The organism is Dankookia sp. P2, from assembly GCF_050632255.1.
Lineage (GTDB): Bacteria > Pseudomonadota > Alphaproteobacteria > Acetobacterales > Acetobacteraceae > Paracraurococcus.
Map to the genome: position 1 here is coordinate 3703494 of NZ_CP192581.1, position 11747 is coordinate 3715240.

Annotated in this window: 13 protein-coding genes and 1 pseudogene; 6 read left to right on the forward strand and 8 right to left on the reverse strand. The window is 69.5% G+C overall.

From position 1 onward, the window contains the following. Positions 1 to 25: 25 nt before the first annotated feature. Positions 26 to 1612, reverse strand: coding sequence for a right-handed parallel beta-helix repeat-containing protein (locus tag ACQ86J_RS21820; protein ID WP_431267183.1), 1587 nt, complete (start codon positions 1610 to 1612; stop codon positions 26 to 28). 913 nt (positions 1613 to 2525) lie between these two features. Here ACQ86J_RS21820 and ACQ86J_RS21825 point away from each other — a divergent pair. Genes ACQ86J_RS21825 through ACQ86J_RS21835 form a run of 3 tightly spaced genes read left to right on the forward strand, consistent with a single transcriptional unit; the run spans position 2526 to position 4248 of the window. After that, positions 2526 to 2852, forward strand: a complete 327-nt coding sequence (locus ACQ86J_RS21825) for a hypothetical protein (protein WP_431267184.1) — start codon at positions 2526 to 2528, stop codon at positions 2850 to 2852. A 21-nt stretch (positions 2853 to 2873) separates the two neighbouring features. Further along, positions 2874 to 3770 (forward strand): hypothetical protein, encoded by an 897-nt coding sequence (locus ACQ86J_RS21830; protein ID WP_431267185.1) that lies wholly within the window; start codon positions 2874 to 2876, stop codon positions 3768 to 3770. A 7-nt stretch (positions 3771 to 3777) separates the two neighbouring features. Next, complete coding sequence (locus tag ACQ86J_RS21835) at positions 3778 to 4248, forward strand: hypothetical protein (protein ID WP_431267186.1); 471 nt, start codon at positions 3778 to 3780, stop codon at positions 4246 to 4248. A 97-nt stretch (positions 4249 to 4345) separates the two neighbouring features. Here ACQ86J_RS21835 and ACQ86J_RS21840 read toward each other — a convergent pair whose 3' ends face one another. Genes ACQ86J_RS21840 through ACQ86J_RS21850 form a run of 3 tightly spaced genes read right to left on the reverse strand, consistent with a single transcriptional unit; the run spans position 4346 to position 5900 of the window. Next, the gene (locus tag ACQ86J_RS21840) at positions 4346 to 5155 is read right to left on the reverse strand and encodes an SDR family NAD(P)-dependent oxidoreductase (protein ID WP_431267187.1); all 810 of its coding nucleotides are present in this window, start codon (positions 5153 to 5155) and stop codon (positions 4346 to 4348) included. Positions 5156 to 5208: 53 nt separating this feature from the next. Further along, positions 5209 to 5355: a hypothetical protein gene (locus ACQ86J_RS21845; RefSeq protein ID WP_431267188.1), complete on the reverse strand. Its 147-nt coding sequence runs from the start codon at positions 5353 to 5355 to the stop codon at positions 5209 to 5211. Beyond that, complete coding sequence (locus ACQ86J_RS21850; protein WP_431267189.1) at positions 5349 to 5900, reverse strand: alpha/beta hydrolase; 552 nt, start codon at positions 5898 to 5900, stop codon at positions 5349 to 5351. The genes ACQ86J_RS21845 and ACQ86J_RS21850 overlap by 7 nt, the downstream gene beginning before the upstream one ends. Positions 5901 to 5990: 90 nt before the next feature. On the opposite strand from ACQ86J_RS21850, the gene ACQ86J_RS21855 reads away from it, so the two are divergent. Further along, the gene (locus ACQ86J_RS21855; protein ID WP_431267190.1) at positions 5991 to 7034 is read left to right on the forward strand and encodes a hypothetical protein; all 1044 of its coding nucleotides are present in this window, start codon (positions 5991 to 5993) and stop codon (positions 7032 to 7034) included. Between the two features lie 26 nt (positions 7035 to 7060). Here the strand turns inward: ACQ86J_RS21855 and ACQ86J_RS21860 are convergent, their stop codons facing one another. Continuing rightward, entirely contained in the window at positions 7061 to 7483 is a 423-nt protein-coding gene (locus tag ACQ86J_RS21860; RefSeq protein WP_431267191.1) for a cupin domain-containing protein, read from the reverse strand. Positions 7484 to 7625: 142 nt separating this feature from the next. Here ACQ86J_RS21860 and ACQ86J_RS21865 point away from each other — a divergent pair, with 142 nt between their 5' ends. Then, a complete protein-coding gene (locus tag ACQ86J_RS21865; RefSeq protein ID WP_431267192.1) occupies positions 7626 to 8090 on the forward strand; it encodes a carboxymuconolactone decarboxylase family protein in 465 nt (154 codons plus the stop codon). An 86-nt stretch (positions 8091 to 8176) separates the two neighbouring features. Next, a pseudogene (gene sigJ, locus ACQ86J_RS21870) lies at positions 8177 to 8920 on the forward strand (RNA polymerase sigma factor SigJ); the annotation flags it as partial. Between the two features lie 210 nt (positions 8921 to 9130). Here sigJ and ACQ86J_RS21875 read toward each other — a convergent pair. The 3 genes from ACQ86J_RS21875 to ACQ86J_RS21885 all read right to left on the reverse strand — a co-directional run bounded on the left by ACQ86J_RS21875 (position 9131) and on the right by ACQ86J_RS21885 (position 11681). Continuing rightward, a complete protein-coding gene (locus ACQ86J_RS21875) occupies positions 9131 to 10390 on the reverse strand; it encodes a DNA polymerase IV (protein ID WP_431267193.1) in 1260 nt (419 codons plus the stop codon). Continuing rightward, positions 10391 to 10576 carry a hypothetical protein gene (locus ACQ86J_RS21880; RefSeq protein ID WP_431267194.1) on the reverse strand — a complete coding sequence of 62 codons (186 nt, stop codon included), beginning with the start codon at positions 10574 to 10576 and terminating at the stop codon, positions 10391 to 10393. It abuts the gene before it with no gap. Positions 10577 to 10784: 208 nt separating this feature from the next. Beyond that, the gene (locus tag ACQ86J_RS21885) at positions 10785 to 11681 is read right to left on the reverse strand and encodes an ROK family protein (RefSeq protein WP_431267195.1); all 897 of its coding nucleotides are present in this window, start codon (positions 11679 to 11681) and stop codon (positions 10785 to 10787) included. Positions 11682 to 11747 lie beyond the last annotated feature (66 nt).

An 11747-nucleotide genomic window follows, 5' to 3' on the forward strand; every position in this document is an offset into this window, starting at 1 on the left:
CAGTCGCAAACGTGTCCGCAGCTGCCTAGCCGAAGCTGAAATCCAGGTGGCCGTTGCTGTAGAGCACGTCGTAGCCGCTCCCCAGGTCCGTACCTTCGAATCTCACCTGATCGATGTGCAGATTGCGATCGGAGCCCGGCGTGTTCTCGAACCGGTCATTGATGAAGGCAACGGTCAGCGTGTGGCTGCCCGAAGCCCAGTCGCCCTTGACGGTAAGGACGTCTTCCTGGCCGCTGCCGGACAGGGCCCCGGCGGTGAGGGTGCCGCCGACCTGCTTGCCATCGACCGCCACGGTGTACTGCGCGTTGCCCTGGAAATAATCCTGCGAGAGCTTCAGCACCAGTTCATCGCTGCCGGAGCCAATGGTCTGCACCACCGCTGCCGTGCTGCCGGAGCTGCTGGTCTGCTCCGGCGCGACCGCCCCACCCTGGGAGGTGGAGCCGGTGGACGTGTTGGTCGGCAACGACCCGCTGTTGAAGGTCGAGCCGCTTGAGGAGGTGTCGAGGCCAGACCCTTGCCATTGCGACACGCTCTTCGTGCCGCCGCCCGCGATCAGGCTCGCGCTGCCGGAGAGATAGTAGTCGTTGTCGTACCAGCGCACGTCGCCGTTCTGCACGGTCCCGCCCATGCCGTTGTCGCCGGCGGAAAGCTGGATGGTGTTGCCGTGGACGGAGTCATTGCTGACGACATAGGGACCCTGCGCCCCCGAGCCGCGATTCTCCTCGAAGACCCAGACCCCGCCGACATTGCCGCGTAGGATGTTGTCGGCAACCTCCGTGTTCGACGAGTTCTGGACATAGACCCCGCCGCCCTCGAAGCCCTGGAAGGACGGGTCGTTGTTGCCTTCGATGAGGTTGCCGCGAACCGAAGCGCCATAGTCGAGCTCGACCAGCACGCCCGGTGCATCGTTGTTGGCGACCCAGTTGTTCTCGATGGTCGTGGATTTGCTGCCACCATCGACCCAGATCCCGGGCGAGGTGACGTTGTCGTGCACGTAGTTGTTCGCGATGGTCACATCGCTGACCGTGAAGACCTTGATCCCGGCGCCGGAGCCGGTCGCAGTGAACGGACCGTTGTGCGACTGGTTGTTGTTGGCAAGCTCGTTGTGTTCCACCACGGAACCACGCGTGTTGTACGCACCGATGCCGGCCATTTCATTGTCGTGAATATAGTTATCCTTAACGGTCATGTTCGTGCCAAGCATGATCGGCACGCTTGACCTAATTCCGTAAAACTCATTTCCGGCGACCGTCCAATTGACGGAGCTTCCGTCGGTGCCGAGCGCGCCGGTGCCTGGGTTGTTCGGCGCATAATCGGTGATCTTCAGGCCGCTGATCGTGACGTTCGAGACCGGCTGGCCATCGAAGGCGCGCTGGGCGCCGTTGCCGTCCAGAATTGTCGCGTGGTTCTCGCCATAGAAGCTGTCGCCGTCCTTCGGGCGGATCGTCTGCCCGTAGTAAGTGCCAGCACTCAACAAAAAAGCAGTGCCGTTGGGATGTGAATTCACCGCAGACTGAATATCCGCGCCCGCGCTGATACGCACTGCATTTGCAGGAGCCGCATAATCTGTAGAAGTCGTTCCTGCGTTAGAAGAAATAGAGGATGCGTCCACCGGAAAATCTCCATTGTCATACTCAATATTCCTGCACTTAGGCGAATAAGTATCCATGGTCTATGTTGAATCGGCGATTCGCACATTTTTTTTACCCTTATAGCTTATGTCGGATAAGTACGTGTGAATGTGTGACTACATTTACTTTGTTTTAGAGTTTCTGGATATGAGTCCTCGGCGACGCAGAGCTTGGCGTCAGTTCTTTCGGCCCTGGCGCGACGAGGCCGAAGCCCGGTGTCGTACCTGGCGCGTGCATCGCCGACTTCCTCCTGCGGGACAGCCTCGGTGCCGACCCGCGCTGTTCTCCGGCCTGCCGCGCCGCTTGGCGTGGCGTAAACGCATCGGCCGCGTGAGCCTGCGATCGGCCCCGCTGGCCCGCCCGCCGGGTGGCATGCGCCGTGCGGCAGCGACCCGGGCGGCGGGGACCGACCGAGGTTGCGGGACCGGCTAATCCGTCACGGGGCGCAGGGATCGATGGTCTGCGCGACCAGCCGCGCTCCTGACGCCTCTGCCCGAAGTGCGATGGCGGGCCGCGCCGGCGCATCGCCGGCCTGCCATGCCCAGTCGAGGCGCTGGGTTCCGGCCGGCAGAAGACCTGACGGGACTGACCCGAGCCCGATGCATCATAGACAGCTGCCGCGCTGCCTGGAGCCGCCTCGCAGCCCTTCCGGACTGACTCGGGCTGCAAGTGGTCAGAACCGCATCAGGTGCGTCTCACATAAACCCGTGACCTACCGTCCGCGGGGCGGCAGCAGCGGCACTGTGAATGATGCAGCTGCGATGTCTGAATCCCCATCTGCAGCAACGGCTTACCAATGCCTTCTGAGCCAGCCGCAGAAATTATTGTGCCGATATCATACAAATCTCGCATACCGATGTGTGTTGCGGTCCATTCGCCCAGGCCGGGTACGTATTGAGCGGCGATCAGCGATCGTCGCTCCAGGAAAGCTCTAGCAATCGGTGGGTGATTTGCATGGTACAGTTGAAAACAAACAAGCTGGCGATGACTGCGCTGCTGTGTGTCGTCGCGGCAGCGCCTGCCAGCGCGGGCCCAGGCAATTCCGACTTCGGCCATGCAGGCGGGAACGGCATCGGTAGCGGTGGCCGCGGTGCGCCCGGACCGCTCGCCGGCGCCGGGCTGCCCTTCCTGCTGATCGCCGGGGCGGCCGGCGCCTACAAGATGGTCCGGCGCCGGCGGGACGAGAGCCGTCAGGAGCGCGGCCAGACCGAACAGCTCTAGGCAGAGTCAGGGCAAGCGCTGATGCTGGTATCCGCTATTCCGACGTCCTCGCGGGACGGCGGACATCGCGGGCTTGACCGTGCCGCAGCAGCGGCCGGTCTTTCCCGCGGCGAACTCTTCGCGGGCCTCTGCATACTGGGCTTCGCAAACGGCGTGATGAGCCGTGTGCAAGGCGCCATCCTTCAGGATGGGGCGACGATGGCGATCGCCGGCACCTTCAACACCAGCGTCGTCGTCTGGATCGCCTTCGTGGCTTGCCCGCTCATGCTGCTTCGCGGACCGCGGGAGGCGTTCCTTCGGGCTGACCTCTTCCTGGCCGCCGGTGTGCTCGCGGCGATCATGCTGCCCGTGGCGCATCTGAGCTGGCTCGGGTTGACCGCTCTGGCGCTCTACATGCTGGCCGACCCTTTCGGGCCCCCCGGCATGCGGCCCGAATCTCCCATGCGCCGCGGCGCCTGGATCCTGCTCGCTACGACCGGGGCGATGTTCTGGGGCCGCGTGCTGCTGTTCTCCGCAAGCGGCCCCGTCCTGGACACCGATGCCCGCATGGTCGGTTGGCTCACCGGCATGGAGACGATCGGCAATACGGTGCGCTTTGCCGGCGGCGACGGCCATGTCTGGATCGCCCCATTCTGCTCCTCGCTCAGCAACATCTCCCTGGCGATCCTCTGCTGGGTCCTGTTCGCGCAGCACCGTGGCGTCGCTTGGTCCCCGGCGAGCGTTGGATGGTGTCTTCTCGCCTGTCTCTCCGTCGTTGCCGTCAACGTCACCCGAATCAGCCTGATGGTTCTGCACCCCGCGCAGTTCGACTTCATCCACGGTCCGGTCGGCTCCGCCGTCGCGGGCGCGCTGAGTGTCGTGTTGATGCTGGGGATCTGCATGTGGGGCACGCGCCATGCACGCTTCGCTCCAGCTTAGGATCCTGTTGCCGCTGCTACTCGTCCTGAGCATCGGCGGCAAGGTGGCCGTCGGCAACCAGTCCCTGTGGGGTGCGGAGAAGGCCGTGCAAGGCACGACCGCCACGATGGACCGGGTGACCGCCTTCTTCAGGCGGCATGGCTTCGCAGTGAGCGAGGTCGGAGACGACCCGGACGTGCCGCTCTTCCAGGCGACCGCCGGGGATTGCCGGGTCCTGGCGCTGCTTGCCGCGCCGCAAGGTTGGCACCGCGACGTGATACGGCGGCTCGCCTCGGCCGGTGACCAGGTCTTCTTCGTCTTCGATGCGGCGACTTACCAGGATCAGCCGAAATGGCCGCCTTGGACGCACCACTACTGGCAGGTGCTGAATTACTATGTCGGCCGCCGGGTTCCGACCAAACCGCTCCTCGGCGTCGTCACCTCATCGGCCTGCGACCTTCGCGGCATGCCATGGCAGGAGATCGCCGAGCTTCCGTGAAGTCGAGAGCCTCTTTCATGGGTCGGCACTCGCCGTCCGGTGGATGCCGACCCACGGAAGCAGAAGAGGGTCGAGGGAGGATACTTCCTCCCCGGCCTTAGCCCGGGCCTGCCGGCAGCGCCGCGATCGCCGTCGCCCCAGCGTCCACCGGCACGATCGCCCCGGTCATCCAGCGCGACTTCCCGCCGCAGAGGAACGCCACCGCCGCGCCAATGTCCCAGCCGCTGCCCTCCACCTGCAGGATGCTGCGCTTCCGCCGCGCCTCCCGCTTCGCCGGGGTCATGTCGTTGGCTTGCACCATCGGCGTGTAGACCATGCCGGGGCAGATGCAGTTCACCCTAATGCCGTCTTTCGCGTGGTGCACTGCCATGGCGCGGGTCATGTTGACCACCGCGCCCTTGCTGGTCGGGTAGAGCAGCGAGGGATGCCCGCCCTTCAGCCCGGCGACCGAGCCGATATTGACGATGGCGCCGCCGCCGGCCGCGCGCATCGCCGGCACCGCATACTTCGCCATCAGCATCATCGAGGTCACGTTCACAAGCAGGCCGTGCGCCCATTCCTCCGGGTCCACCTCCTCCGCGGTGCCCTTCGGGCCACTGATGCCGACATTGTTCATCAGCGCATCGAGCCGGCCCCAGCGGCCGGTCGCGGCCTTGACGATGCGCCGGCAGTCGTCGGGCTTCGTCACATCGGCCTCGACGGTGATCGCCTCGCCGCCCTCGGCCTCGATCATCCGCTTCGTGTCTTCGGCCCAGGGTAGGACGGCGTCGGCGCAGACGAGCTTCGCGCCGGCCCGGGCCAGCAGGATGGCGGCGGCGCGGCCGTTGCCGACACCCTCTCCCGGGCGCGACCCGGCGCCGGTGACGATGGCCACCTTGCCGGCGAGGCCTTCCTCGATGCTGTCCATGTCCATTTCCTCCGTTTGCTTCGGGAGGATGCTGGCACCCGCAGCGGCCGGCCTCAATCCGCCATCAGGAAGGCCAGCGCGGTCACCGCGATCTCCTCCGGCACCTCGTGCCCGCCGGCGAACTCCCGGAGGATCAGCGGGTAGCCGGCATGGCGCAGCTTCGGCACGAGGCGGCGGGTGCAGAGGTCGATGTTCAGCACCGGATCGGCGGTGCCATGGCTGAGAAAAGCCGCGGCTTGCCTTCCAGCCGCATCGGCACAACGAAGCCGGGCGAGAAAGCGAGGGCATGGGTGAAGAGATCGCCGTTCATCAGCGCCAGCGACAGCGCGTAGGAAGCGCCGTCGGAGAACCCCGCCACCGCGAGGCGCTTCGGGTCGACCGGCCATTCCGCCAGGACGCGGCGCAGCGCCGCCTCGATCCGCGCGATGTCGGGCCCGTAGCCGCCTTCCAGCACGTCCCAGCTTCGCCTGAGGCTGTCCGGCAGCATCACCAGCGCGGCATCGGCGATCGGCGCGATGCGGCGCAACGCGCGGGTGGCGTCGCCGGTCGCGCCATGCAGCATCATGATCAGCGGCAGCGGGCCGGGCGCTGCGGCGGCCGGTACCCGCAGCAACCCGTCCCGGCCCTCGCCCATGCCGAGCGGGTGCAGGCCCGGCGGCAGCGGCCAGGCGGTACCGGGCCGTGGTGGCGAAGGCCGGGCATCGATGCGGCCGGCGGCATGGTCGTCATCCTCGGGGTCGTCCATGGCGGCAGCCCTCCCGCCTCCGAGCCTGGGCGGACCGCGGCGGCGGGGCAAGCGCGGCGAAACCCGCCACTGTTGCGGCGTTGGCGGGGCATGCCCTGCATTCCGCCTCCCCGCCTGCGCCGCCGCGCACTGGCGCTGCTTTCCCTCGGCCTGGCCGGCTGCAATGCGGGGGTCGGGCCGCAGCGCCTTGACCTCGACCAGATGGGCTATGCCGATGCGCTGGGCGAGGGGCTGAAGAGGCAGATGCTGCTGAACATGGTGCGGCTGCGCTATGCCGACGTTCCAACCTTCCTATCGGTCAGCCAGCTGATCGCTGGCTACCAAGTGCAGGCGACAGGGCAGCTCGGGCTGAATGCCTATCCCAATGCGGCACCGGGCAATTACGCAACGGTGGGCGGCACGGTGCAGTACACCAACCGGCCGACTTTCACCTTCACCCCGGTCACCGGCCAGCGCTTCGCGCAATCCTACCTGCGGCCACTTGCCCCGGCCGAGCTGCTGTCCCTGGCGCAGAGCGGCGCGCCGGTGGACCTGCTGTTCCGGCTCGGCGTGCAATCGGTGAACGGGCTGCCGAACGGCGCGACGCAGGAGGGCCAGGCGCAGGCGGCCTCGGGCGGGTTCATGGCACTGATGCATGCGCTGCGGACCATCCAGGCTGCCGGCGCGGTCAGCCTGCGTTTCGAGCGAGGCAAGGCCGGGCCCCGGGTGTTCCTGGTGCTGGGCGACGACCGTTCCACGGCCGGGGAGGCGGCGCGGCAGGTGCGGCGGCTGCTCGGCCTGTCGCCGGGGATGCCGGAGCTGGAAGTGGTCTATGGCCGCATTCCGCGGGGCCACGGCCAGGTAGCGGTGCTGACGCGATCCGTGCTGCAGGTGCTCTACGATCTGGGCGGACAAATCGAGGTGATGGCCGAGGACGTTGCCCGCGGCGAGACCCGCCCGACCGATCCAGGCGAGCGGCTGATCCGAGTGCGCCAGGGCGATCGGGCGCCGGCGGACGCCTATGCCGCGGTGACCTATCGCGGCCGGGCCTTTGGATCGAGCAAAGCGACTTTGCCTCCAAGGGCGCCTTCACCTTCGTGCATGTGCTGCAGGTGCTGGCCGAGAGCGGCCAGGGCCAGCCGACGCCGATCGTGACCATCCCGGCGCAGTAGGCCCGGCCTTCAGGGCCGGTCGGGCAGCGTCAGGACCTCCTCCGCGGTATCGACCACGAAGACCGCGAGCAGGCGGGCGGGCTGGGTGGCACTGGCATTCTCGCTGACCACGTGCCGGTCGCCCGGACTCTCGGTGAAGCTTTCGCCGGCGCGGTAGACGGTGGCCGGCCCGTCATTGACCTGGCTGCGGATCGCCCCTTCCAGCACCGTGGCGCAGATGAAGGCGGAGGCCGCATGGCGGTGCGCCGGCGAGGCGCCGCCCGGCGCATACTCCACCAGCACGGCCTTGAGGCTCTTGCCCGGGACGTTGGGCAGCGGGTGCGCATAGGCCAGCGTGACCTTGGCTTCGCCGGACGGGGCCGGCTGCGCCGCGGTGGGGCCGAGGCAGGCAAGGGACAGTGCGAGGGCAAGGGTGGATCGGCGGGGCATCATCTTGGTCCTCCGGGGCATCCCTGCAGGACGAGGCCGGGCGGGGCGGCGTGACAGGGACGGGCGAGTTTTTTCGCGGGGTCCGCGTCACATCCGGCGCCGCCGCCTCGTCCTTGGGGATGCAACGCCCCTGGAGGAGCCCCGCATGACCCCTCGCCTTGACTACTTCGCCGTCGCCCCGAAGCTGCTGCAGCCTATGCTCGCGCTGGAGCGGGCGGTGGCCTCCAGCGGTCTCGAGCCCGGCCTGATCCATCTGGTGAAGACCCGGGCGTCGCAGATCAACGGCTGCGCCTTCTGCATCGAGATGCACACCCGCGAGGCGCTCAAGGCGGGCGAGACCGCGGCGCGGCTGTTCCTGCTGGATGCCTGGGCGGAGGCGCCGCACTATACCCCGCGGGAGCGCGCCGCCCTGGCCTGGACCGAGGCCCTGACGCTGATCGCCGCGACGCATGCGCCGGACGACGTTTATGCCGGCCTGCTGCCGCACTTCTCGGAGGAGGAGATCGTCAAGCTGTCGCTGCTGATCGCCACCATCAATGCCTGGAATCGCTTGGCGATCGGCTTCCGCGCAGTGCCGGGCCAGGCGCCCGCGACCGCCGCGGCGGCCTGAGCATGCCGGGCGAGCCGGATCCCATGGCCGATTCCGCCGGGGCCTTCGCGCCGCTGCGGGCCGAGCTGATCGGGCTCGCCTACCGCATGACCGGGTCCTGGGCGACCGCCGAGGACATCGCCCAGGACGCCTTCCTGCGCTGGCACGGCGCCGACCGCAGCCGGGTCGAGGTGCCCCGCGCCTGGCTGCTGAAGGCCACCGCCCGGCTCAGCCTCGACCACCTGAAATCTGCCCGGCACCGGCGGGAGGCCTATGTCGGTCCCTGGCTGCCGGAGCCGGTGCTCGACAGCCCGGACCCGCCGCAGCAGGCGGCGCGCGAGCAGGCCGAGGACCTCTCGGTCGCCTTCCTGCTGACCCTGCAGCGGCTCTCGCCGGCCGAGCGCGCGGTCTTCATCCTGCACGACCTGTTCGAGACCCCCTTCGCCGAGATCGCCGGGCTGCTCGGCCGCGCCGAGCCGGCGCTGCGCAAGCTGGCGACCCGCGCCCGCGCCCGGCTGCAGGAGGAAGCCCGGCACCAGCCGGTGACCGATGCCGAGGCGCGGCGGATCGCCCAGGCTTTCCTGGCGGCCTCGCGCAACGGCGACGAGGCGGCGCTGCGCGACCTGCTGGCGCGGGACGTGGTGCTGCACACCGATGGCGGCGGCATCCGCCCCGCGGCGCTGAACCCGATCCTCGGCGCCGACAAGGTCGGCCGCTTCTTCGCCGGGCTGGCCCGCAAGCGGGCCGACCCCGCCGCGCCGCTGGTGCATCTCGGCCGAATCAACACCTTGCCCGGGTATGTGACGCTGGAGCCGGACGGCCTGCCGCAGACCACGGCGCTGGAGGTGCGGGAGGGCCGGATCAGCGCGATCTACGTCGTGCGCAACCCGGAGAAGCTGGCGGCGGTGCGGGCGCGGCTTGGGGGTAGGAAAGCAAGGTTGGGGCGGGAAACAGGTGTTCCCTCCCCAAGCTTCCCTTTGCTGAGTCGGCACTCGCTGCGCGGAGGGTGCGGAACTCGGAAAAATAGAGGAGGGTCCAGGGAGGATACTTCCTCCCCGCCCTTAATCCCCCTTCAACCCCCGCCCGAGCCCCACCGCCGCCTCCCCGAACCGTGCCCGCAAAGCCTCCACCGCCTGCCAGCGCGCCGCCCGCCGCGGCGCGCCGGGATCGGCCAGGTCGCCGCGATCCGCCCCCGCCGCCGGGGCCAGCGGCTGGGCGCCGATGCCGATCAGCCGGAAGGCGGTGCCGTCCGCCTCCCGCGCCAGCAGCGGCCGGGCGGCGGCGAAGAGCACTTCCGGCAGCAGGGTCGGCACCGGCAGCCGGGTGGTGCGGGTGCGCTGGGCGAAGCCGGCGGTCTTCAGCTTCAGCACCACCCCGGCTGCCGCCAGCTCCTTTTCCCGCAGCCGTCGGCCGAGCTTCTCGCAGAGCCGCCAGAGTGGCGCCTCCAGCGCCTCCAGCCTGGCGATGTCGGCATCGAAGGTGGTTTCGGCGCTGATGCTCTTGGCTTCCCGGTCCGGCGAGACGCGCCGGCCGTCCTCGCCGCGCGCGCGCGCCGCGAGGCCCGGCCCCTCCTCGCCGAAGCGCTTCGCCGCCTCCCGCGCATCGAGCGAGGCGAGCTGCCCGAGCCGGGTGAACCCCGCCGCCTCCAGCCGCCGGGCCAGCGCCGGGCCGACGCCGGGCAGCACGGTGACGGGTTGCGGCGCCAGCCAGGCGGCGGCCTCCGCCGCGCCGACCACGGCGAAGCCGCGCGGCTTGTCGCGCTCCGCCGCCAGCTTGCCGAGCAGCCGGTTGGGCGCGAGCCCGATCGAGACGGTGACGCCGACCTTGGTCTCCACCTCGCGGGCGAAGCGGGCCAGCACCGCGGCGGGCGGCGCGCGGTGTAGCGCCGCGGTGCCACGCAGGTCCAGCACCGCCTCGTCGATCGAGAGCGGCTGCACCAGCGGCGTCAGCGCCTCCATCAGCTCCCGGATCTGCCGCGCCGCGGCGACGTATTTCGCCATCTCCGGTTTGATGACGACGGCATCGGGGCAGAGCCGCAGCGCCTTGAACATCGGCATCGCGCTGCGCACGCCGGTGGTGCGGGCGATGTAGCAGCAAGCCGAGACCACGCCGCGATGGCCGCCGCCGACGATCACCGGACGGGACAGCAGCTCCGGCCTGTCGCGCTTCTCGACACTGGCATAGAAGGCATCGCAGTCGACATGGGCGACTGTCAGTGCCAGCAGCTCGGCATGCCGGACGATGCGGCGAGAGCCGCAATGCGGGCAGCTTGGCTTGTCCTCCGGCAGGCCCTGGAAGCAGTCCCGGCAGAGCGCGGGCATTCAGCCTTCCCGTTGCACCCGGAAGGGTTGTGCCGCCAGCCAGCCGAGCAAGGCGAAGCCGATCGCCTCCTCCACCCCGCCGCGCGGCGGGCGCTGCGCCGCGAGGCCCGAGGATCTCGAACCAGGCGCCGAGGGCAATCTCGCAGAGCAGCACCAGCACCACCCCGGCCAGCGCCATGCCGGCACGCGATTCTGCGCCGCGCCCCGGCAGGCAGGAAGCGCACGGCGTAGCGGGCGGCGAGCCAGAGCAGCACCGCCATCACCCCGGCTTCCAGGATGGCAGCGGCGACGCTGCCAATGCTTGGCGCCAACGCCAAGTCGCGGATCACTCCGAGCACCGCGCCGGCGAGGAAGGCGAGCAGCCCATAAAGTAGCCCGGGGCGGAGGCCGGCGATCACCGCGCGTCATCCCAGAGCCGCGCGGCGCCCAGCACGCCGGAGCTGTCGCCGTGCCGCGCCCGCAGCAGCGGCGTCGTCACCGTGTCGCTGAAGACATGCGCGGCCATGCGCGTCGGGACCTGCCCGTAGAGGTGTTCCATGTTCGACAATCCCCCCGCCAGGACGATGCAGTCCGGGTCGAGGATATTGACCACATGCGCCAGGGCGCGCGCCAGCCGGTCGGTATGCCGCGCCAGCGCCGCAGCGGCCCGTGTATCCCCGGCCGCGGCCCGGGTGGGCAGGGCGCTGGCGTCGCGCGCGCCGGGCCCGTCCGCCTCGGCCGCGAGCGCCGGGCCGCAGAGGAAGGTCTCGATGCAGCCCCGCCGGCCGCACCAGCAGGTCGGGCCGGGGTGCTCCGCGGCCGTCATCCAGGGCAGCGGGTTGTGGCCCCATTCGCCGGCGACGCGATTGCGGCCCTCATGGATACGGCCATCCTGCACGATGCCAGCCCCGACCCCAGTGCCGAGGATGACCGCGAAGACGGTCCCGTACCCCGCCCCGGCGCCATCCGCTGCCTCGCTCATCGCCATGCAGTTGGCGTCGTTCGAGAGCCGCACCGGGCGGCCGAGCCGGGAGGCGACGTCGGCATCAAGCCGGCCGCCGTTCAGCCAGGTGGAATTCGCCCCGCGCACCAGGCCTGTCGCCGGCGACAGGCTGCCGGGGATGCCGAGGCCGACCGTGGCCGGCCCGCCGAGTTCGACCTCCGCCGTCGTCACCAGCGCGCCGACCAGATCGATCACCCCGGCATAGTCAGGCGGGGTCGGCGCCCGGCGGCGCAGCCGGACCGCGCCGCCCGGGTCCAGCGCTGCGATCTCCGTCTTGGTTCCGCCCAAGTCAATGCCGATGCGCCACATGGGGGCAAGGTGCGGGGCGGTCCGGCGGATCGCAAGCCTTTGGTGTGGCAAGCCTTGCGGTCGCGC